A 20,496-nucleotide genomic window follows, 5' to 3' on the forward strand; every position below is an offset into this window, starting at 1 on the left:
TAATTGATTTGATGGAGTTTTAACCAAAATATTACGATTTTTAGCGATTCCTCCCTGTTCGTAACAACACTCGATTAAATTTTCAATTTCTGAGGTAGTTAAAGCCCGACCCCTTAATTTACCCGTTCCTTTAACATTAGATATGTCAACTGCTTTGTGATAGTCCTTTGCATTAATCAAATCCAAGCGATAAGCTTCGGTAAGTACACGACGCAGAGCAACCAGCATTTTATTGGTAGTAGTAGGAGCGAGTCTTTGCTTGAGGGCAGTTCTTACGGCTGCGGTGTGGTGGTAGCGTAACTTGGACCAATCGAGAGAAAAAGCATCGCATTCCCCTTCGGTCAACAAACTGGCGATCGCATTGAGGGAAGATAGCATTGTGCGACGCGACCCTTCTGAAAGCGAACTAAGGTAAATTGCTGCGGGATGAAGGGTAACGGGAACGGGTTCATGTAGCTTTAGCTGTTCTGCTTGAGAATAGAGCAGATAACTCACAATAGGCTTTTTACACTTTCTTAATCATTCTCCCATTTTGAGTTCGTTTGCGATCGACTTAGCGGTCGGGGTTAGAGCGATCGCGCTCGTGCTTACGGAGCCTCATCACAAATCAAATGTGTAAAATTTTTGCACATTATAGAATCACAATTTTTTACTTGATGAGTAGTTGAGTATAATATCAATAATAAAATTATAAGTATCTACTTATAAAATGGAAAAATCCGTTGTTTGGATGGGAGATAGTTTAAAACAAGTAAAAAGCTTTCCAGAGGGAGTAAGGAAGGATATCGGTTCGTCTCTTTATGAAGTTCAGCTAGGAGATAAACCAAACAATGCTAAACCTTTTAAGGGGGTAGGTAGTGGAGTTTTTGAGATTGTAACGCGGTTTGATTCTGATACTTACAGAACGGTATATGCTGTGCAAATTGGGAACTGCATTTATGTACTTCATGCGTTTCAGAAGAAATCTCCTAAAGGGATTAAAACAGCGCAAAAAGATATTGACTTAATCAAGAAACGTTTTAAAGCAGCAGTTGAGAGATCGAAGGAGGGTTAATAATGAGTGAAGATACAACACCAATTGAATTCACCTTAAGCAGTGGTAATGTATTCGCAGATATGGGTTTAGAAGATGCTGAAGAACTTCTTACTCGTGCCAAACTAGGAATTGCCGTACGCCGTATTTTAGAAAGTAGAAATCTAAAACAGCAAGAAATAGCCAAGCTGCTCGATGTCAAACAGCCAGAAGTTTCCAACCTGATGAAAGGCAAATACTATCTATTTTCCGAAGCTCGTCTGTTTGGGTTTCTAAACAAACTTGAAAAGAAAGTCACTATTCAAATTTCTACCCATCAGGCTGGGGAAGCTTTGATTGAGGTAGCTGAAATTGGATAGATTTAATTTTTCAAAAGCCATAAGCTACAAGCTCTAAGCTCTAAGCTTTTTGAGCAAGCCTCCAAGCATTCTATTTACTTCAAGAATTTTGGATTCAAATGTTTGGTATTGCTTTGAATTAATGTAACCCAGATCTCTTGCTATAAGTAATTGGCATCTAAGTTCAAATGAACTGCCCATAGAGATATCGACAAATCTAGCCATTTCTCTATCATTGTCTCTACCGCAGCCCTCCGCGAGATTGCTTTCAATAGAAACGGAAGCTCGACGAATTTGACTCACCAAACCAAATTTTTCTTCAGAAGGCATTTGAGCAGTAAGTTTGTAAATATTAATTGTAAGATTGTGAGATTTTTGCCAAACCCTCAACTGTGTGAAATCCTGCATAGATCTAAAAAAGCTTATAGCCTAAAGCTTATAGCTTAAAGCTAAAACAAATTTAATACGAACTAAAGAAAATCTATGTTACCAACCCAAAAATAGCTTTTGGAAACATTGCTTCTCAAGAGCTATTTTTGGTTCAAACCCCTATAGTTTCGTGATTGAGTGTCGTCGTTTGGCGGTCGAGTTAACGATGCCTACGAGGTAAAATAATTCCAGCATCATCGGAGAAACAATAGATGGCGCGCTCGAAAAAGCAATGGCAAAAGAGAAGAAAATCTGCTTCAAGTAAAAGTAGCGAACTAGCAGTATTACCCATCGCTCCTCTTACTACAGAAGAAGAAGGCGATCGCCTGCACCTAGAAAGAAAAGTCGAACGGGCATTCTATGAAGCTGGCATGGCGCTGATGCAGTTAAGGGATCGTAGGCTTTATCGCTCTACCCATGCGACTTTTGAAGATTACTGTCGCGATCGCTTTAACTATACACGCCGTCGCCCCTATCAAATGATTGAAGCTGCATTGATTTACGACAATCTCGTGGAAAAATGTGCAAAATTTTTCCACATTTTGCCTACCAAAGAAGGTCAAATACAACCTCTAAGTCAACTAGAACTAGATGAGCAACCCGAAGCTTGGATAAGCGCGGTAGAAGAGGCTGGAGGGAAAGTACCGCCAGGAAGGATAGTAAAAGAGGTAGTGCAGCGGATCAAAGATAGAGAGCGACCGCCGATAGCTCTATCGGTAGGAGAAGTTTGTCAGATTATAGCCAAAGATAACCCCGAACTGCGGGGTAAAAGTGGCTGTTGGTGTATTGTGAGCGAAGTTTATGAATTTAGCTGTTTGGTTGTTACTTGGGACAATGAATACATACTGCGCTCGGAGCATCTCAAGTCATTAAAATATTCGCCAGACGAATGCAGACAAATGGAAGACTTAGGAATTCGCATGACTCAGCTCCATCAAACAGGTAAGTTGGATGAAGCTGCACTCTGGATTTTAAATGGTTTGGCAAAGCTCAAAACTCCCTATTTGAGGCTTCTAGAGTCAAAGCTGTTGGCATTTTTAGAAGAACAATATGGAACGCTTCAGGATAATAGTGGTTCTGATTAAAGACTAAAATCCCCAAGAAAGTTGGTTGGGCTGATGATGCTATTGCAGCATCGATGGTGTTGCTCAATAATTGCGACGAATGAATGTTTGGAGTTCATCTAATTCGGCTAGTTCTGGCTCATATTAGGATATTGAGCAGTTAGTGACCAAATGCTGCGATTGAGTTGGAGATATATACCGAGAAGAAGATGTTTCAAAATCTTCAGTTCTCCGTCTAAACTCCAACTCTGCAATGGTACGTATGAATTTGAGAGCAAACATCATCGATACATAGATAGAGATTTGCTCTCAAATTCATATTCCAGTCGCTTTTCTTGATTCTAGCTTTACCCAATCAATAGAAAAGCTGAAATAAATTAGTTGATACCAGTTAAGCAATTCGCTCAGTAGCTTACTGGTGACATAAATCTCTTTTTATTATTCAGCTAATTATAATGTACTTACAACCAACTCCAAAAACTAAAACAGCTAAACAAACACCTCAATCAAATTCGTTTGAAATCTGGTGGGCTAATTTGCTTCCTCCACAGATTAAAGCAATTATGCCACATTGGTCGATTTCATCGGCGATCGTTACGGTACTGGCTTTGGTAAATGGCAACCAACTTGGTATTACGATGGTTTCATTGTTTTGGGCATCGATTTTTTACTCTCTTTTTCCGTGCTCTCAAGCCTTATTTAGGCAAACATAAATGGGTAATTCCTTGTTACCACGCGCTACTATTTGCTTTGGTAAGCAAACCAGCATTCGCTCAAGCTGCTCCCGGTGGTGCCTGTACCAACACTGGGCTATTTGCTGCGGTAACTAATTTTGTCGATCAGGTCTTTACCAACATTACTTTTGGTGGCGTAGGCGGCGGTACCCTAAGCGCATTAATCTGCCAGGTAGTAGGACTATTGACAGTCGGTTTGTTGCTGGGATTCTTAGGTGTTTTGGGAACTGTTTCCTATCAGGTCGGCTATCAAAGACAACCGATCGCCACCGTGCTAGATCCCGTATTTGGCTTTTTAATCTTTGCGGGTGGAGCAACCTTCGTCACCTCGGCTGACGGGGTGACAACCCTGTGAGAAGTCAGACAGTGTAGGGAACAGAGACAACCTATGGTAAAAAAGATTCGGTCAGTTATTGAGAATCCGACCGAACCCTAAAAAATGTTAAACCAATTGTACCGCAATCATCTTTCACGTTATCTGAGTGATGACCAACTAATTACTTTGGAAGTGCTGGTATACCTTATCCAGACCTACAAACAAGTAAAGATAGAAAGACTAGCTGCATACTTCCCTTTACCAATTAAATATGAGAGCCGTCGTCGCCGAATCCAAAGGTTTTTGAAGTCCTCAGCTTTATCAGTTTCGTTAGTCTGGTTTCCCATAGTCAAAGAAGTAGTTCAAAAGAAATTCTTGCCAGACCAGACAATTTATCTAGTCTTAGATAGAACTCAATGGCAAGATAAAAATCTGTTCATGGTTGGAGTAGTGATGGCGAAAAGAGCTTTGCCTATATACTGGCAGTTTCTAGAGAAGAAAGGAGCCAGTAACTTCGCTCAACAAAAAGCCATATTACGTCCAGTATTGAAGCTGTTTAAACAACACCAAATCGTTATTTTAGGAGACAGAGAATTCCAGAGTGTTGAACTAGCTAAGTGGCTGACCCAGCAGCAGGTCTACTTTGTGCTTCGACAGAGAAAGAGTACGAAGATAATGGTAACTCAATTAGGTTTTACTCCCTTAAAAGACCTAGACGTTAATCCAGGAGACCAACGGTTTTATCAAGAAACTAAAGTCACTCAACTGCATCAAGTTTCGGGGATTTATTTAGGGGTCTATTGGCGACGTATTTACCGAGGCATGGGGGCAAAGGAACCCTGGTATCTGCTGACAAATTTACCCAATTTACCTGAAGCTGTCAAAGCCTATAAAAAGCGCGTAGGGATTGAGGCGATGTTTAAAGATTGCAAGTCAGGTGGCTACAATCTCGAGGGGTCGCAAGCTCAGATTGAACGCCTTACTCGTCTAGTTTTGCTCATCGCCATTGCTTACACTCACTCGGTGTTCAAAGGACATACTCTTAGCCTTCGAGGTCAGTCTAAATACATCGGTCGCCATCGAAAAATTAAACAATCTTTGACTCGCAACAGCTACTTTTGGCTTGGTTTATATGGTAGTAGCTGGCTGGTTTCATTTACCTTGATGAAGGAATGGATAAACAAATTGATGTGGCTCAATCTCAATAAGCTGCCTTTTTACCAGAGGGGTCTACGAGCTATGTTTATTATCCAGCAATCTTTCTAGCTCCCTTGTCACCCCTTCAGGTCACCTCGGTCATGTTAGGAACTGCTACCGCACCTACTGTTGGTGGCTAAGTCGCTCTGAACCATGCAAGAAAAAGAACTGAATGGCGGTCGTGTCAACAGCACGATTGGCACGGCTCTGGGATTTGGCTTTATCACTCCGAAGCAAATTCCCTTCGCTGGTGGAATCTTAGTACTTTGTCTTCCCTTCATTTTTGTCAATCCCTTTCAAGGACTAATTATATTTCTGGTAATTTATGGTCTGTTATGGACATTGACGGGAAATGATCCCAGCCAATTTTTTGAGAGACTGAGATCGCCGAATAAATATATCGCCGAGGAAGTAGAAGTAGATTTTAACAGGGCGGGAATTCCCCAACCCAAAGAAACCAGAAAAATGGCTACCACCTACAAAATTAGAGGAAAACCAAAAACATTTCATCACATAGAGAAGAAATTCCTACTCAAAACCTACGGACAGATCGAGTTGGACGGTAGAGAAATTGGATTTTATTTGCTGCGTCGGGGTTCTCAATTGATGATTATCTTTGGCTGGAGCGTCGCTGGTTTAGATCCAGCTATGACTGCGAGCCAAGCAGAGTCGAGTTTATCTTCAATCACAGATGCTCTCAACCAGCTTCCCAAAGACCTCGATCTGAAAATCTATCAGGATGTATCTAGTGATTTTGAAGAGTATTTACAACGGCAGGCTAGTGTTTTTTCAGACGATCTCGATCTTCTCAGTCAAGAAATTATTAAATCCCGTGCCAAAAGAGGCAAGGAGCTAGATCGAGAGGGTAGATTGCAGTCGAACAAACTGACTATCTTTGCCAAATATCGACTCACTTTGGGGGGTGACTATGCAATCAAGCAAAATTGGCTGGATGATTTTCTCTCACAGACTCAGCCTCTAATTGGAATGCTGAGGGGTAAAAAGTTTGATTCTAAAGCCTCCTGGGAGAAAGTATTTGACGCAGCCTACAACTACGCTTTTCAAAAGATTAATAACATTCTGACCAGCAATCGCGGGTTCGGTCTACGAGCCAGAGCGATGAGCGTTAGGGATCTTTGGGCGAGGGACTATCTGGAGCTACACCAACCTCCCGTAATTGAGGTTCCCCAATACATTGTTTACGACCGTCTAGGCTTGAGAAGTCCCGTCATCAATTCTGCGGTTCACAGTTTGGGAGCGTTGTTTCAGCCCCAAGCGGGGATTGCGGTATGTCCCCACTTCGATCGCGGTTTTGCCTACCTACCAAGTAAGAAAAAATATTCAGCCTTCGTGCGGCTCGGACAGATTCAGAAGTTTCCGCTGGAAAGAGGAAGCGTGTCTCTGGGATATATGCGCTATCTGTGGAATATCGTCGCCGATAAGAAAAACCTTACCGACTGTCGGGTAGTAACCGAATTGACCGCCGATCGCAGTGGCTATGAAAGATTGTTGTTAGATCGCACTATCTCGGACTCAATGAAGCGGGAAGCTCTAGCTTTGTCCAAGAAGACGGTTGACGTGGTGGCAGTAAGGCAGCGTGAAGAAGCTTTAGAAGCTCGCGATATTTTAGAAGACAATCATATTCCTTTCTGGGTCAGTTCGGGGATTTGGCTCTATCGGGACAATTTAGAAACTCTGGAGCAGGATATTAGCGAACTCTGCTAGCAAATTCCCTCGGCTTCGGTAGAGAAAGTTCAATACTATACCGAAGACGTTTGGATGCAGACCTGGGCGTTTGAATGGGAAGCGTTTTTGACCAAACCCAACCACCGTCGGCAAAAGTACCTCAGTTTTCAAGCTGCTCCCACAATTCCCTTGATGAAAACCCAGCAGCTCAACCAGAAGGGGATGATGTTCTTGACTAGAGAATTAAACACTCCCATCTATCTCGATATTGCCAATGAGAAAAATCATACGGGAATCTTTGCCACTTCAGGAGCGGGTAAATCCAACATGATTTTAGAGACAATTCTGGAGAATGTCATCTACGACCAGCGAGTAGTCCTGTTTGACTTTCCCCGCCCCGATGGAACTTCCACCTACACCGTATTGATTCCCCTACTGCAAAAGTTGGGGGTGAAAGCTGCCTATCATGACGTGCGGAAAAACACGATCAATATCATTGAAATGCCCGATTTGCGGAGTGCTACCGACGAGCAAAATCGAAGAGAGCGGTGGTAACGATGCTTTTAAATCCCACGTTCGTCTCTTAGGTTCTGTTGACGTAAAGAGGCAAAGATGAGAAAGTACCTGAAGTTGCTGATTTTAGTCAAAAAATTCTTCATGAAATCTCGTGTTAAGTTGGACGATTCTGCTTGGCAGCAAATTTTCGTTGTTCTGAGCCACCAACAAGACATCCGTATCAAAGACCCCAAAGCTTGTCGTCGTTTTCTGAATGCGGTTCTCTGGATTACTCGCACAGGTGCTCAATGGCGTGAATTACCCAAACGTTTTGGCAACTGGAACAGCCTCTACAAACGATATCGGCGTTGGTGTCAGAAGGGAGTTTGGCATCGTCTCTTGCAAGAAATGTCCCACTCTGCTGACTTAGAAAGTTTAATTCCCGATAGCACCATGATTCGTGCTCATCCCTGTGCAGCAGGAGCAAAAGGGGGTCAGAAAAACACTCTTTAGGAGGTTCTTGTGGCGGATTTAGTACCAAGTTACATGCTGTGGTAGATGCGTTGGGCAATCCGCTGCGGTTGCTTCTGACTCCAGGGCAAACCGCCGATATCAGTCAAGGAGAGGCATTGGTGGCTGGTTATCGAGCTCAACAGGTAATTGCCGATAAAGGCTATGATTGTGATGCTTTTGTGGTCTTGATTGAGGAAACTGGTGCTCAAGGCGTGATTCCGCCTCGTTCTGGTCGCCTCAACCCTAGAGATTACGATTCACATCTGTACAAGGAGCGACATCTAGTTGAGTGCTTTTTTAACAAACTTAAATACTATCGTCGCGTTTTCAGCCGTTTTGACAAAACTGACGAATGTTATTTGGGATTTGCCGAATTTGCTTCGGCTTTAATTTGGTTGCGTTAATTGTGTCAACAGAACCTAGTAGCAATTGTTATCGGCATCTCTAACAATCCAGACCGAGAAGTATTAGTCAACTCCCTGTTGACCGACTGCTACTATGACTTCCACTCCTCAGAGGAGATTAAGATAAGATACGAACGGGCGATCGCAGGAGGTTATGGTAGCCAAGCCTATCGAGAAATGCCCATCCTGGAAAATTTCGTTGACTTTGCCGAGGAGTGGTTTAGAAACTACATCAAGGGCAAGGCGGAAACCAATTCGGAACTATCGCGGGAAACTATCGACTTAATCTTAATTCAGCTACGGGGAATCCTGAAGACTCCCCTGGGTAGATCGATTAACGGCATCAGTAGCTTCAACACGGATACCGACGTTCTCGTAATTGGCTTGACTGATGTAGCAGAAAACTTAGATTCGCTGCTCTACGCCATGTCGGGGTTAAATGCCCTCTATCGCGGTGCTTTTTCTGCCAAACGTTCTTTGCTAGGAATTGATGAGGGAACGATTCTTTATAAGTTTCCCTTCTTTGCCAGAGAAACGGGCATCATTCCCGTTCATGGCAGAAAGTGGGGCTGTAACTTTTTGATTGCTGCCCAGGAAATTACCACTATTCGAGATTCTATTTCGGGTCAGGAAATTTTTAAAAATCTAGACAATATTTTCTGCGGTTACATTCAAAGCCCCGCACTTGCGGAGATGGAGAGTATCGATTTCTACCCCGAACTGCTCAAGTATTACACTACCCAGGCTTTTAAACCCAGCAAGGAACTGCTGCAATCATACTGGTACCTCAAGCGCAGCGACCAACACCTAGAAGTTATCCATCCCCCCAGCCATTTGTTACTAGCTTTGGGCGCGACCGACCCCGATGAAGAGGCAGCCAGAGCCAAAATTATGGCGCAGTACGATGATGAAATTGAAGGGCTGAAAGCATTTGCCAAAGTCAATGCCAGAGCCAAAAGACAGGGATTATCTCTAGATTTTGTGATGGCGAAAGACTTTAGAGTCCAGTGATAAAAACAGCGTATAAACTATGAGACAAGAAGCAAAGAATATTAAAAGCGGGAGCGAACGTTCGTTTGATTGGCAGCTTAAAGTTTTTTAAAGTATTGGTTTTGGGTCTAGGTAGCGTTCTAATTTCGCTCGCTCCGCTTGCCGTCAAAGCCCAAACTGAAAGTGGCAACTCTCTAGTCGAAGGAGAACCCGATCTCATCGAACTGATGGAAAACAATCCCGGTCCGATAGAAAGCTTTTTTGAGGATGTTTTTGAGACAATTAATCCGATAATCGACCAGACTAAAGAAGTAATTGCCGAAATTAATGGAGGAAGTCTAGAAGATGCAATTTTAACTACCTTGGGAGCAGTAGGATTAATTGACCCGCACGAGGAGGCTAATAGCGTTAGTACGAACGATAAAAGTCCCTACAGCAATCCTCAGTCTCCAGAAGAAGTGGTTCTACAGGCTGAAGCAGCCGATGCTCATCAGTCGCAGCTCTCAGACCGTCTATCGCAAATAGTCTTCGGTCAGAAAGGACAGGAGGCGATCGACGAACAAAACAAGATTATCGGACAAACCCAAACAGATGCTACCCAAGCTCAAATAGCAACAGCAGAAGTCTATCAAACTGCCAAAGATATAGCGCTCGATAATTATGACTATGCCGAATCGAGCGCAGAACAAGCAGCTTCAGCTCAGGCAGCTAATGCCTCTCAGGATGTTTTAAAAGCTCTGGCTGCTCAAAATCAATATGTAGCCGAAATAAACGCAGGAGTATCGGAGCAACTGGCATTGTTAGGAGAAGCGCAAATCTATAATAGCGTGCAAATGAGCGGACTGAACGAACAGCTAACTATCTCTAATCAAAGACAACAGAACATGGAGACTTTTTTAGCCGACCAGAACTCTCAATTAGCCGAAATCGATCGCAACCAAGAATTACAGATTAAACAGTTAATTGAAAAAGAAGAGCGGCAGAGATTGAGAAGTAGACGGGGAATGACACGGATTTACATACCTGGTTTATTTGAGAATAATGCAGCACAGGATAACACAGTCGAAAGCGATGGAGATAAAGATGGCGAAGCACAAAATGACCTAGATGCCATAACAGCCTCAACAGATAATAATTTCTTCCAAGATTTATCTGCTATTTTAAATCAGTAAGATTTACTTTCGTTTGACACGAGCGTAAACGTTCGGCGTTCGACTTAAAGAAAACTAAATCTACAGCTAAGAACCTTTTCTTAAAGATCCGCGATCGCTTGATGTTTGGAGACTGGGTAGAAGATTCTGGTTTTAGTTTTATTTCTACATCAAGTTGTTAAAACTTTCTGGTTAGCTTGGGGTAAATGATATACTATGTATATCATATTATGCTAAACAATCTAGTTGTAAGATATTCATGAACAGCCAAATTGGGCAGTGGGGTAATTCTCTTACCGTGCGACTACCAAAACATATTTCACAATCTTTAGGCTTAAAGGTTAACGATCGTCTATCTATTACAGAAGACAACGGTAGGATCATCCTCGAACCGATTGAAGAATTAGAGGAACTATCGTTAGACGAGCTTTTGTCGCAGGTAATCGAACCACCAGAACCAGAGGTGGATTGGGGAAAGCCAGAAGGAGATGAGATTTGGTAGATATTCCCAAACGTAGTCAATTTGTCTGGCTTAATTTCGATCCGCAAACGGGACACGAGCAGCAAGGACATCGCCCCGCCTTAGTGGTTAGCAAGACCGAGTTTAATCAGAAAATGGGCTTTGCTTTAGTATGTCCCGTTAGTACTACAGAACGAAAAACCCCTTTCTACGTTTCTATACCAGATAATTTGGCAGTCAAAGGAGTCATTATGTGCGACCAAATAAGATCTCTTGACTACAGAGCTAGAGAAGCAAAATTTATCTGTGAATGTCCGAATTTGCTTCTGCAAGATGTTTTGCGAAGGCTCAAACCTATTCTATTTTAGAAAATACGAATAATTAAAGGTTTAAAAATCTGCGATCGCAGTAGGCGATATTATACGCTTAAAACATTTTTGTAAAATTGATAAGCTGCAAACCAATTAATTCTCAGTAAGATTAACTTTTGGCTGGCGCAAGCGCAGCCAACCACAGAGCAAATTTTGCTTACTACACCCAGCACCATTAGGTACATTGATACCAATGAAAATACCTATCGATAGCCCCAAAATAATCGACAAGGAGATGGTGCTTACCGAACAGATTAAGTATTGAATTTGCTCCCAGAACATCATCTTCTCCATCTGTTTTTGCTTCGATTCTGAGGCTTTAAGCTGTAAGTTTTTCTCTTTGAGTAGTTGAGCCTCTTTAAACTCATTACAAAAACTAATCAACTGCTGGAAGACGAACTGCTGGGCAAGGCTGTATTCGTCGTACTGTTGTTGAATGTCGGCAACTCCCCCAGGCACTCAATCTGTGCTATAAAGGCTTTCTGATATTCGGGAGATTGCAGGTGCTCCCGAACGTGAATTCTGAAATGCCGCACAAATTTCTGTCTGAGCACTGCACTTTCAGACTGAGCAATATTGGGTAGGGTAGATAAAGTAGCATCGGCTGCTAAATTTGCCTGATGGGTAATAATGGCTTCAAGATCTATATCATCTATTGAAGAATCTTGGCTATCTGTTTTTCTCCCTTCTACTACAGTTGATATTGCCTGTTCGATAGTTTTGCCTTCCTTAATCGAATTACAAACTCGTGTAAATTTTATTTGTTGTTCTTCAGAAGGATTCTTCCTTAAATCCTTTATTCCTAGAGCAGAAGTAATATTTCTGCTATCTTCTTCCGATAGAGTTAATTCGCAATTGGTAATAATATCGCTGAGTTTTTTATTCATATATCAAAATATTAATTCCAAATCTAAAAAGTTAAAAATATTCCCAGTTTAAGATTATATAACGAGCGAATTTGACCTAAATTATGTTCATCAAAAAATTATCTATAGTCCAACAAATGTTGACATTAAATTTAAGGAGCGAGCTGAATTGTACATTGAGTATCATTATTATTCATACACTCAAACAGCCGTTGCCGATTCAGTTCGGCAAGCCTCCGCCCTAGCTGCTGGCTGGGTGAATTAAAATAACGAGACGTTAGCCATCCCCCTGTAATCCCCCCACCTATACCTACAATCAGCAGGGCAAATAAAGGCGTAAACCATTCAGCACGTCTAGCCCAAGATGTCTGTTGGTAAAATTTCTTAGCCGACCAGATAGCATTTTTCAACTCTACATTTGCTCGATGTAACTCGCGAGTTGTTTGCTGAAATTTTTCGACCGTAGAAGTCATATTTTCTCGCTCCGTTTGCCGAGCTAGCTGGATACTGCCTTGAAGAGATTCGAGCTGTTTCGTCAACGACTCTATTTCTGCTTTGAGATGTTGTACTCGCTCTAGCGTTTCACTATTAGCTTCGGCGATCGCCTCGGTAGTAGCCATCCCCACTTCTTTGATGTTAGATACACATTGAAAGCTAACACGCTCCAAAGCCCGCTCGGTCGCTTCTACCCGTTCGGCGTATGTCTGTTTGGTCTCGGAAACAGCATTGGTTATCTCTGCCAAACTTTCAGCATTCTGTTTTTTCCAGTCGAGCAAAAGCTGGCGTAACTCTGTCGGGGCAGCTTCCAGGAAAACCCGTATTTGACCCGTTAGAGCCAGTACGAGAAACATGGGATCGCTAGGATCTAATCCACTGGCGTTGATAATTTCATAGACCAATGAGCGCATTTCGGGGTCTTCGTTAGCCAAGCACAACTCCAAAACCTCTTTAGCTCTGGCATTAGATAGATTCATGCCACACCCCAGCGTTGTCAAAAATAGTGTAGGCAGCATTGAGGAAATTAACTACTCGTTGCTTGCCTAAAATAGAAAAATCTTTATGCCTTTTGGCTTCATCGAATTGCAACCGCTTTTGATTGATTAGATATCTTTCCTTGTATCCCAGCTTGGGAAAATCAATCGTTTTGACTTTGTATTTCTCGATCAGCTTTTGCAGATTCTGGTCAGATTCAACCTGCGACCATTCATCGCATAATCCAAAGTTTCTGACTAATATATGAGCAATTCGATTTTCATAGCAGTTAAGTGAGGCAATCAGCAAATTTACAGAATCATATTCACCGTTACAGACAAACCACTTCACAAATTTAACTTTGTATTCATCACCTAACTCCAATAACTTATTTCTATCGATCCAGGCTTTCATTGCTCTATGTACCTGAGACGGTAGGGAGACAATTACTGGTTTATCTACAGCATATTCAAATATTCGGTCTGCCTTATCCGCCTGTTTTTCATCTTCACTCAAGACGGCATACTTACAGATATCTTTATATACTCCAGCTACGTCGGGATTAGAGCGATCGGTTTCTACCGCTACGAAGGGCAAACTGCGATCGAGACAATACTGAATCATTGCTCTGGTGACGAAGGATTTGCCGACTCCGCCTTTCTCGCCGTCTATTAAATGTATTGTAGGCATTAGTGTTTTTATCGATTTAGATTTGTTAGTTTTTTGTTCGCTAATTCTGTATCGAAGTCTGTGTTCAATACTGATTGAATTCATTGCTTAAATCTTCGGTTGAACTAGATAGCCCCGTGAATTTACGTTTGATACTTTTGTCGGGCGCAGATTTGCTACGATCTATCTTTTCTTCCGTATCTGTAGTGAAGTTTGAAGATGTAGTTTTTGAATTTGACCAACGTCACTCGCAAGCCCCGCCTTGCAAAGGCGGGGCTTGCGAGTGACTTTTGATTACTAGGAAGTGCTTTTTTGGTCTGTTTGGTACTGGTACTTGGTGAATCCAAATTAGATGTATTGTCTTTAGCTGGTTTTGTCAACGATTTGTTTGAAACACTAGAGCAAGGTTTAGGTTTTGATGCCGATCTTTTTCTGGTATCGCTCAAGTACTGCTGTAGGGTTCTTGGCGAAATTATAATGTGCTGTGACTCTAGTATTTGAGCTAGATCTTCATAGCTATAACCCTTTTTCAAAGCACTGTTCAATTTATGTCTCAATTGATAAATTGTTTCTCGTAAAGTAAATTCTGATTTGGTTTTTTTGTGTAGCTTATCCAGCTTGTCGATTGTAGTTTCTAATCGAGCAACAGGTATTTTTTGGTTGCATCTATTTTCTGACATCGTGGGTCGTTTGATTACTTGTTTTGTTAGCTACGTAGCTGTATAGAGAATTTTGATTACAGATGTAGTTATGTGTAACTTAGATTTAACCTGATAAGTGATGTATTTTCCTATGGAACTAGCTTTGAATCGAGAAAATTTATTGTATATTTAAAAAAAAGACAAATTTTAGCTCGAAATATACTTAAATCTGTTGGAGAAAGCGTTTTCTTTTTCCAAGTAGATTTTGTAAATTATTTGTGTCGATAAGAGCAAGTCTTCTGTACTCACTACACAATTTTGGTCTGACGACCTCGCTGCGCTCTAAAATTGTGAGTGAGCCAAAGGGGGAAACCCCCTCTGGACACCCCCTGAGTTAAAGGTAACGATCCGACCGTCGAAACAATAGAGATAAATTACCCGTGACTCAGCTAAACAATAACTGGGAAGAATAATCACTATTTCACTATTAAATAATAATGGCTTATGCGATCGCGCGGATTGCCAAACTTAAGGCAGGCAATATTAACTCTTCAGAACTTCACGTAAATCGAGAGCGAGAAACTATAAATGCTAATAAAAATATTACTAACATTCGGTTAATCGGCGAAGGGGATAGAAGAAGATTAAATGAGGTAGTTCGAGAAAGAATTGGCGAACAAACAATTCGTAAAAACGCCGTGTTGTGTGTGGAGATGCTGTTGACAGCCAGCCCCGAATATTTTCGTCCCGAAGCTCCCAGCCGAGCGGGATATTACGAACCAGAAAAATTAGAAAGTTGGCAGCAGGCAGTAAAGGGATGGCTGGATACTGAGTATGGCGATCGCATTGTCAGAGCCGAGCTACACCTGGATGAATCTACGCCTCACATTCATGCCTATTTTGTTCCCCTAGACGAGCGGGGTAAGTTAAACTGTCGCGGTATATTTGGGGGACGGCAAAAGCTGAGTCAGTTTCAAGATAGTTATGCTCAAGCGATGTCTCCTTTAGGATTGGAGCGAGGAATTAACGGTACTTAAACAAAAATCAAGCCCAAACAAAGCCCAAACTAGCTTTATAAGCGGGTATGTAAAATAAATTGTGTCAAAGGTCAAAACACACTCTAATAAATAGAATTAATGTGAGGAATGAGACTATGACCTTTCGACCAGAGTTAATTGATGAACTGCTCAAAGACTATGAAAAACCAGAAGACCTTATTGGAGAAGGAGGAATCCTCAAACAACTGACCAAAAAACTCGTAGAGCGTTGTTTAGAAGCTGAAATAGACGTACATCTAGAGACTCAGAAGGCAGAGCGGGGCAAAAAAGAGCGACAAAATCGACGCAACGGACACAGCCGTAAAACCATTAAGGGGGAGTTTGGCGAAGCGGAACTTGCCGTGCCTCGCGATCGCGATCGCCAATTCGAGCCTCAGATGGTCAAAAAAGGACAAACTCGTTTTACAGGCTTCGATGACAAGATTCTCGCCCTGTATGCGAGAGGAATGACCACTCGTGATATCCAAGCCCAACTACAAGACCTTTATGGAGTAGAAGTATCGCCAGCCCTGGTATCTCAAGTAACCAATGCGGTTCATGAAGAGCGACTCCAGTGGCAAAATCGCAGCCTAGAGGCAGTGTATCCAATTATCTTTTTTGATGCTTTGGTCGTCAAAGTCAGACAGGAGGGAAGAGTCATCAACAAAGCCGTCCATCTAGCTCTGGGAATCAACATCGAAGGCGATAAGGAGTTATTGGGGCTGTGGATGACCCAGACAGAAACGGCAAAATTCTGGCTGTCGGTGTTAACTGAGTTAAAGAATCGTGGAGTCAAGGATATCTTTATTGCTTGTATCGATGGTCTGACGGGCTTCGCCGAAGCGATTGAAACGGTATTTACGCAAACCCGCGTACAGTTATGTATGGTACACATGGTCAGGAACTCCCTACGCTATGTCTCCTACAAACACCGTAAAGCTGTTGCCGCTGACCTCAAACGAGTGTACACTGCCGCTACTGAAGCTGAAGCCGAACAGGCACTAATAACTTTTGCTGACAAGTGGGACTCCACTTATGCCCCAATTAGTAGGTCTTGGCTGGCTCACTGGCAGCACGTGATTCCGTTTTTCCAGTTTCCTCCAGAAATCCGTCGCATTATTTACACCACTAATGCGATCGAGTCGATGAATATGACTCTTAGAAAAGTGTTGAAGAATCATCGGATTTTTCCAACAGATGAAGCTGCGCTCAAAGTTATTTATCTTGCGATTAATAACTTATCTCAGAGATGGACTAGACCTTTACGGGATTGGAAAGCTGCTTTAAATCGATTTGCCATCGAGTTTGAAGGACGGCTTCCACTTTAACTTTCTTTGACACAAACTTATTGACAGATCCCAGTGAAGGCTGGTTTTATTTCGAGCGAGGAGAACAATCGGAAGATTCGATTAAAAGAGTGGTGCTGGTCGAGTCACCGATTGATGCGATGTCATTGGCAGTAATGGAACGCACCGATTCTAAGAAAACGTTATATTTATCTACTGACGGAGCAGGTCGATTGCCCTTTGAATTTCTGCAAGAGGTAAAGGAAGTTGCGCTCGCTTTCGACAATGATGATGGTGGTGAAGCAATGGCAACCAGAGTTAGTAACAAGCTACCTAAAGCGGTACGTAAAACACCAAAATCTATTGATTGGAATCAGGATTTAGTTAATTCCTTTGATTGGTCAAAGACAAACCAGAATATTCAACCTGGTAGAGAACCCCGACTCAGGCGATAGAATTCGGTAGGATTGGGTTTGTAGAGAAAAGATCCTAATTATACTTATCGACTTTTCCCTTTTGAACGGTCATTTTTGGGTAATTGCTGTGATGAGGAGCATTCTTCTTTAGCTAATGCCAATTCTGCCTCTGCTTTCGCGATTACTATCTTTCTAGCCTGAGCTGCTCCATTGATTCATAGCTCTCCTGACTGGTCATCTTAAGATAAGCTAGTTCTTCCTTTTGATAGTCAGGGGTTTGCACCACTACCTCCAGACCATCTATCATCTCTCGGTTGGCGATCGCCCACACACGACCGAATCCAGCAGCCCAAACCACGACTGTAAGAGAGGAAGATTGATGGAACGGAAACCCCTGTTCTTGAGTATGCTGGTGGCGATCGCCCTCACCCTATGTGTCTAGTTTTACGCCGTTTACCTAAACAATTGCAATTATCAGAATTTTTTGCGTTCTTTATAATTAGTTTGAAGGAAAAGTAGGGCTATTTTACTGTCTTGCCGCTATTTTCTGCAATTGCCGTACACGCTCTTCCGTAGGAGGATGAGTTCGAAATAAAGACTGTAAGACACCGCCTGAAAAAGCATTAATAATTAGTACTGGCTCAAAGGCAGGATTCCCATTCATCGGAACTTGTTTCCCGATAGATTCTAATTTTTGTAGGGCACTAGCTAGTGCCATAGGATTTTCGGTGATTTCAGCCGCACCCCGATCTGCTGAGAACTCCCGAGTCCGAGAAATTGCCATCTGAATTAAAGATGCCGAAATAGGTGCTAAGATTACCAAAATTAGAACTCCCAAGGGATTACCTCCTTGGCGCTCATCACGACTCACAGGACCATACATTGTTCCCAAACTCAGCATTCTCCCCAAGAAAGTTATCGCACCGCCCAAAGTTCCAGCGACAGCTTGAGTCAAGGTGTCGCGATTTTTAATATGAGTTAATTCGTGGGCGATTACTCCTGCCAGCTCTTCTCTGTCTAATATCTGCATAATTCCCTGAGTTACAGCTACCGCAGCATGATGAGGATCTCTACCCGTAGCAAATGCGTTGGGTGTTTGGGTGGGGACAACACATAGTTTAGGCATCGGTAAATCTGCCTTTTTCGCTAAGTCTGCCACCAGAGCGTGTAATTCAGGTGCTTGATTACGGGTAATCGGCTGGGCTTGGTAGGCCGCTAATGCCGCTTTATCTGAATAAAACCAAGAGCCAAAACTACTGACCGCAGCCATAATCAACCCAAGCAAAGCCCCTTGTCCATTGCCTGTTGCCCCATAACCGCCCAAAACTAATACACCACTGAGCAGCCCTAAAAGAGCAGCGGTTTTGATTTGATTACCTTGAAACATTATGAGTACCTCAATAAATTAACGCTTCTCGAGAATCGCCCTTGCTAGTATCCTCAGCTTTAGAACGTTTTCGCCCTATTTAAGAGCATCGAGGGCTTTTTGGTCTGGTTCTAACGGATTTTGTGGGTGGTATAAATACTCAAGATAATTGGGCTTGAAACACAAACGGAATCAAATTGAGATAAAGTCAACAAACATCCAATTGATTTTAAGTAAAAGTTCAAGCATGGCAGTTATTATCAGAGGAGATAAAAGTATTTGTTTACCCGTTAGCAGTGAAGAATAATATCAACAATTAATCACTGATAATTCCAATTTTAGAGTTTATTTGGAACAACTTTATGCCAAGTATCCAGAAATTTTCCCGACAGCAATGGACAAAGGGTTCTGCTTTCATGATTGGGTAGTCTCCACTAAACAGCAACTACCAATGCGCCGAATCAAGCTCAAAGACAACTCGGAAGTTTATCAATTGCGTCCTGACTTCATGATGCCTTATATGGTGGCAAAAACAGACGAAATAGACAAACCAATGTATTTAAGATAGTAGTATATATATAATCCGCTCCGCTCTAAAATCTTTAACTAACCGTTTAATTAACGATAAAGAGACTTTGATATTGTAAACTTAAGCTTCCAAAGCTCCATTTCCTAGCCTAGATTAGGCTACCTAACCATGGTTAGGTAGCTTTACCATTTAACCAACTGACGAACTGATATGAGTATTTGTGGCTGGCTAACAGCAACATCTTAAGGCAAACTCGCGCCCTATACGAGAATCGGCAGCTATGAATGATGTTGATAAGTTAGATGATGATTATCTATCTTTAAATTTAATCTCAGTAATACTTCGCTAAAGTCGTCTCCCACGCATAGCTTGACTTTTTAGGACTAGCAGAGAGTTATTCAAACAAACCTAAAGTTATTAGATTCGATGAGAGTTAGCTTAGTTGTGTTCTGGACTACCGCAATTAACTCATCACCAAGGTCATCGGTATTCAGAAAGATTGATGTTCCCCAGTAACTTCGACCGCCAATGACTGTGGTTCCTTCTACTAGCTGATAATCAGCAGCTTCACCATAAAGTTGAATGAGATCGCTATCACCAGAATTGAAATTTTTAATTAATGCTAAATCGTCTGTTCCTGACTGGTCATAAAAATAACTAATCTCATCTCCCAATAAAAAAGTATCAGCTACACCGTCAATACCAGCTAGAGTTTGCACATCGCCGCTCCCTGTAAGAGAATCTCGGTTAAGAGTCTTACCATTATGTCTAGAGTAGTTGGCTTCTTCTCCATGACAATTGCTTTCTAACAACGGGGATTCGCACCCTGATGGCTGAGGACTTCTAACAATCTCATCTAGATCGTAAAACTGCTCTTCTAACCCAGCATAAAGTTCTTCTAAAATTTCTGGGTCGGGGTTGGGTGTTCTCGAAAGAATAAAAAGAGTACTCCGATTCGGATCGCTTACTACAGCATAATTGTAATCACTTTGGGGGGTTTCTTCGACCAGATCGATAATCCAATAATCTCCAGGGAACGGCACTCCTTCTAAATCGACTTCCAGCTTGGCATTGGTTTCAGGCTCGATACTTCAGCTACTCCTTCTATGGTGGTTCGTGGCCCTTGAGCTAAAAATCTGTTGCAGGCATTTAAAACACTAACACTGCTATCCGATAACAATTCGTAAGTTGCCGTAGTACAGGTACAGCCGAATGCAAACAGATTTCTAGTTTTGGCTATCTCGTACCATAAGCCGTCGTAACGCTCGAGATCGACAAAGTCAACTGTTTGGACTGGCGGTAAAATCTGCTGGTTTTGCTGAAAGTTACTTTCATCATTTAGTAGAGAAGTGACCATTGTCTGAGTGATAGATAAAACTTCTTTAATTGGGCTTTCCTACTTAGTTAAGGTTAAATTTCCAATTTTGTCTGTTGAAAAAATCTACAGGTCTTGTGAACTTAACGGAACAAAATCACCAGAATCCTTGCGCATTGCTAAATTAATAGTGGATTATCTAAAAATAGGCACTCTTT

At 42.1% G+C, this 20,496-nt stretch carries 23 protein-coding genes and 2 pseudogenes; 16 read left to right on the plus strand and 9 right to left on the minus strand.

Going from position 1 to position 20,496, the window contains the following annotated elements:
- Window positions 1-495, minus strand: a pseudogene (locus ACLFKQ_RS29850) (integrase); the annotation flags it as partial.
- A gap of 214 nt (window positions 496-709) precedes the next feature.
- On the opposite strand from ACLFKQ_RS29850, the gene ACLFKQ_RS29855 reads away from it, so the two are divergent.
- Window positions 710-1,054 (plus strand): type II toxin-antitoxin system RelE/ParE family toxin, encoded by a 345-nt coding sequence (locus ACLFKQ_RS29855; RefSeq protein WP_449003244.1) that lies wholly within the window; start codon window positions 710-712, stop codon window positions 1,052-1,054.
- A 2-nt stretch (window positions 1,055-1,056) separates the two neighbouring features.
- Entirely contained in the window at window positions 1,057-1,392 is a 336-nt protein-coding gene (locus ACLFKQ_RS29860) for a helix-turn-helix domain-containing protein (RefSeq protein WP_449003245.1), read from the plus strand.
- A 33-nt stretch (window positions 1,393-1,425) separates the two neighbouring features.
- Here the strand turns inward: ACLFKQ_RS29860 and ACLFKQ_RS29865 are convergent, their stop codons facing one another.
- Window positions 1,426-1,779, minus strand: a complete 354-nt coding sequence (locus ACLFKQ_RS29865) for a four helix bundle protein (RefSeq protein WP_449003246.1) — start codon at window positions 1,777-1,779, stop codon at window positions 1,426-1,428.
- Between the two features lie 233 nt (window positions 1,780-2,012).
- Between ACLFKQ_RS29865 and ACLFKQ_RS29870 the strand changes: the two genes are divergently transcribed.
- From ACLFKQ_RS29870 to ACLFKQ_RS29915, 10 genes are all read left to right on the plus strand, one after another.
- Window positions 2,013-2,885, plus strand: coding sequence for a hypothetical protein (locus tag ACLFKQ_RS29870; RefSeq protein WP_449003247.1), 873 nt, complete (start codon window positions 2,013-2,015; stop codon window positions 2,883-2,885).
- A gap of 594 nt (window positions 2,886-3,479) precedes the next feature.
- On the plus strand, window positions 3,480-3,953 hold the full coding sequence (locus ACLFKQ_RS29875; RefSeq protein WP_449003248.1) for a hypothetical protein: 474 nt from the start codon (window positions 3,480-3,482) through the stop codon (window positions 3,951-3,953).
- Window positions 3,954-4,037: 84 nt separating this feature from the next.
- Window positions 4,038-5,180 carry an IS4 family transposase gene (locus ACLFKQ_RS29880; RefSeq protein ID WP_448998311.1) on the plus strand — a complete coding sequence of 381 codons (1,143 nt, stop codon included), beginning with the start codon at window positions 4,038-4,040 and terminating at the stop codon, window positions 5,178-5,180.
- Window positions 5,181-5,264: 84 nt separating this feature from the next.
- Window positions 5,265-6,836: a hypothetical protein gene (locus ACLFKQ_RS29885; protein WP_449003249.1), complete on the plus strand. Its 1,572-nt coding sequence runs from the start codon at window positions 5,265-5,267 to the stop codon at window positions 6,834-6,836.
- 54 nt (window positions 6,837-6,890) lie between these two features.
- Window positions 6,891-7,352, plus strand: coding sequence for a helicase HerA domain-containing protein (locus ACLFKQ_RS29890; RefSeq protein WP_449003250.1), 462 nt, complete (start codon window positions 6,891-6,893; stop codon window positions 7,350-7,352).
- A 102-nt stretch (window positions 7,353-7,454) separates the two neighbouring features.
- Window positions 7,455-8,209 (plus strand): IS5 family transposase gene (locus ACLFKQ_RS29895; RefSeq protein ID WP_448998612.1). Its coding sequence is split into 2 segments (ribosomal slippage): window positions 7,455-7,775 and window positions 7,778-8,209, totalling 753 coding nucleotides; the frame shifts between segments, so codons are not numbered across the junction.
- Window positions 8,210-9,220, plus strand: coding sequence for a hypothetical protein (locus ACLFKQ_RS29900; RefSeq protein WP_449003251.1), 1,011 nt, complete (start codon window positions 8,210-8,212; stop codon window positions 9,218-9,220).
- A gap of 65 nt (window positions 9,221-9,285) precedes the next feature.
- Window positions 9,286-10,371, plus strand: coding sequence for a hypothetical protein (locus ACLFKQ_RS29905; RefSeq protein ID WP_449003252.1), 1,086 nt, complete (start codon window positions 9,286-9,288; stop codon window positions 10,369-10,371).
- Window positions 10,372-10,609: 238 nt separating this feature from the next.
- A complete protein-coding gene (locus ACLFKQ_RS29910) occupies window positions 10,610-10,852 on the plus strand; it encodes an AbrB/MazE/SpoVT family DNA-binding domain-containing protein (protein WP_449002738.1) in 243 nt (80 codons plus the stop codon).
- Complete coding sequence (locus ACLFKQ_RS29915; protein ID WP_449003253.1) at window positions 10,846-11,178, plus strand: type II toxin-antitoxin system PemK/MazF family toxin; 333 nt, start codon at window positions 10,846-10,848, stop codon at window positions 11,176-11,178. Before ACLFKQ_RS29910 ends, ACLFKQ_RS29915 begins: the two co-directional genes overlap by 7 nt.
- A 383-nt stretch (window positions 11,179-11,561) precedes the next feature.
- Here ACLFKQ_RS29915 and ACLFKQ_RS29920 read toward each other — a convergent pair whose 3' ends face one another.
- The 4 genes from ACLFKQ_RS29920 to ACLFKQ_RS29935 all read right to left on the minus strand — a co-directional run bounded on the left by ACLFKQ_RS29920 (window position 11,562) and on the right by ACLFKQ_RS29935 (window position 14,368).
- A complete protein-coding gene (locus ACLFKQ_RS29920; protein ID WP_449003254.1) occupies window positions 11,562-12,068 on the minus strand; it encodes a hypothetical protein in 507 nt (168 codons plus the stop codon).
- Between the two features lie 131 nt (window positions 12,069-12,199).
- Window positions 12,200-13,021 carry a DUF6753 family protein gene (locus ACLFKQ_RS29925; RefSeq protein WP_449003255.1) on the minus strand — a complete coding sequence of 274 codons (822 nt, stop codon included), beginning with the start codon at window positions 13,019-13,021 and terminating at the stop codon, window positions 12,200-12,202.
- Window positions 13,008-13,709, minus strand: coding sequence for a mobilization protein (locus ACLFKQ_RS29930; protein WP_449003256.1), 702 nt, complete (start codon window positions 13,707-13,709; stop codon window positions 13,008-13,010). The genes ACLFKQ_RS29925 and ACLFKQ_RS29930 overlap by 14 nt, the downstream gene beginning before the upstream one ends.
- A 155-nt stretch (window positions 13,710-13,864) precedes the next feature.
- Complete coding sequence (locus tag ACLFKQ_RS29935; RefSeq protein ID WP_449003257.1) at window positions 13,865-14,368, minus strand: hypothetical protein; 504 nt, start codon at window positions 14,366-14,368, stop codon at window positions 13,865-13,867.
- A 458-nt stretch (window positions 14,369-14,826) separates the two neighbouring features.
- Here ACLFKQ_RS29935 and mobV point away from each other — a divergent pair, with 458 nt between their 5' ends.
- From mobV to ACLFKQ_RS29950, 3 genes are all read left to right on the plus strand, one after another.
- Window positions 14,827-15,366: a MobV family relaxase gene (mobV, locus tag ACLFKQ_RS29940; protein ID WP_449003258.1), complete on the plus strand. Its 540-nt coding sequence runs from the start codon at window positions 14,827-14,829 to the stop codon at window positions 15,364-15,366.
- A gap of 116 nt (window positions 15,367-15,482) precedes the next feature.
- The gene (locus tag ACLFKQ_RS29945; RefSeq protein ID WP_448998010.1) at window positions 15,483-16,694 is read left to right on the plus strand and encodes an IS256 family transposase; all 1,212 of its coding nucleotides are present in this window, start codon (window positions 15,483-15,485) and stop codon (window positions 16,692-16,694) included.
- Between the two features lie 20 nt (window positions 16,695-16,714).
- Window positions 16,715-17,107, plus strand: a complete 393-nt coding sequence (locus tag ACLFKQ_RS29950; RefSeq protein ID WP_449003259.1) for a toprim domain-containing protein — start codon at window positions 16,715-16,717, stop codon at window positions 17,105-17,107.
- A gap of 145 nt (window positions 17,108-17,252) precedes the next feature.
- On the opposite strand, the gene ACLFKQ_RS29955 is transcribed toward ACLFKQ_RS29950, so the two are convergent.
- Both ACLFKQ_RS29955 and ACLFKQ_RS29960 read right to left on the minus strand, forming a co-directional pair.
- Window positions 17,253-17,426 carry a hypothetical protein gene (locus ACLFKQ_RS29955; RefSeq protein ID WP_449003260.1) on the minus strand — a complete coding sequence of 58 codons (174 nt, stop codon included), beginning with the start codon at window positions 17,424-17,426 and terminating at the stop codon, window positions 17,253-17,255.
- A gap of 168 nt (window positions 17,427-17,594) precedes the next feature.
- On the minus strand, window positions 17,595-18,455 hold the full coding sequence (locus tag ACLFKQ_RS29960; protein ID WP_449003261.1) for a M48 family metalloprotease: 861 nt from the start codon (window positions 18,453-18,455) through the stop codon (window positions 17,595-17,597).
- A 328-nt stretch (window positions 18,456-18,783) separates the two neighbouring features.
- On the opposite strand from ACLFKQ_RS29960, the gene ACLFKQ_RS29965 reads away from it, so the two are divergent.
- Window positions 18,784-19,002, plus strand: coding sequence for a hypothetical protein (locus tag ACLFKQ_RS29965; protein ID WP_449003262.1), 219 nt, complete (start codon window positions 18,784-18,786; stop codon window positions 19,000-19,002).
- 359 nt (window positions 19,003-19,361) lie between these two features.
- Here the strand turns inward: ACLFKQ_RS29965 and ACLFKQ_RS29970 are convergent.
- Window positions 19,362-20,320, minus strand: a pseudogene (locus ACLFKQ_RS29970) (lipocalin family protein).
- Window positions 20,321-20,496 lie beyond the last annotated feature (176 nt).

The sequence above is a fragment of the Myxosarcina sp. GI1(2024) genome (genome assembly GCF_053543375.1).

Coding starts and splice junctions, on each gene's coding strand:
- ACLFKQ_RS29855 (WP_449003244.1), top strand. CDS start 710: ATGGAAAAATCCGTTGTTTGGATGGGAGATAGTTTAAAACAAGTAAAA.
- ACLFKQ_RS29860 (WP_449003245.1), top strand. CDS start 1,057: ATGAGTGAAGATACAACACCAATTGAATTCACCTTAAGCAGTGGTAAT.
- ACLFKQ_RS29865 (WP_449003246.1), bottom strand. CDS start 1,779: ATGCAGGATTTCACACAGTTGAGGGTTTGGCAAAAATCTCACAATCTT.
- ACLFKQ_RS29870 (WP_449003247.1), top strand. CDS start 2,013: ATGGCGCGCTCGAAAAAGCAATGGCAAAAGAGAAGAAAATCTGCTTCA.
- ACLFKQ_RS29875 (WP_449003248.1), top strand. CDS start 3,480: ATGGCAACCAACTTGGTATTACGATGGTTTCATTGTTTTGGGCATCGA.
- ACLFKQ_RS29880 (WP_448998311.1), top strand. CDS start 4,038: ATGTTAAACCAATTGTACCGCAATCATCTTTCACGTTATCTGAGTGAT.
- ACLFKQ_RS29885 (WP_449003249.1), top strand. CDS start 5,265: ATGCAAGAAAAAGAACTGAATGGCGGTCGTGTCAACAGCACGATTGGC.
- ACLFKQ_RS29890 (WP_449003250.1), top strand. CDS start 6,891: ATGCAGACCTGGGCGTTTGAATGGGAAGCGTTTTTGACCAAACCCAAC.
- ACLFKQ_RS29910 (WP_449002738.1), top strand. CDS start 10,610: ATGAACAGCCAAATTGGGCAGTGGGGTAATTCTCTTACCGTGCGACTA.
- ACLFKQ_RS29920 (WP_449003254.1), bottom strand. CDS start 12,068: ATGAATAAAAAACTCAGCGATATTATTACCAATTGCGAATTAACTCTA.
- ACLFKQ_RS29925 (WP_449003255.1), bottom strand. CDS start 13,021: ATGAATCTATCTAATGCCAGAGCTAAAGAGGTTTTGGAGTTGTGCTTG.
- ACLFKQ_RS29930 (WP_449003256.1), bottom strand. CDS start 13,709: ATGCCTACAATACATTTAATAGACGGCGAGAAAGGCGGAGTCGGCAAA.
- ACLFKQ_RS29935 (WP_449003257.1), bottom strand. CDS start 14,368: ATGTCAGAAAATAGATGCAACCAAAAAATACCTGTTGCTCGATTAGAA.
- mobV (WP_449003258.1), top strand. CDS start 14,827: ATGGCTTATGCGATCGCGCGGATTGCCAAACTTAAGGCAGGCAATATT.
- ACLFKQ_RS29945 (WP_448998010.1), top strand. CDS start 15,483: ATGACCTTTCGACCAGAGTTAATTGATGAACTGCTCAAAGACTATGAA.
- ACLFKQ_RS29960 (WP_449003261.1), bottom strand. CDS start 18,455: ATGTTTCAAGGTAATCAAATCAAAACCGCTGCTCTTTTAGGGCTGCTC.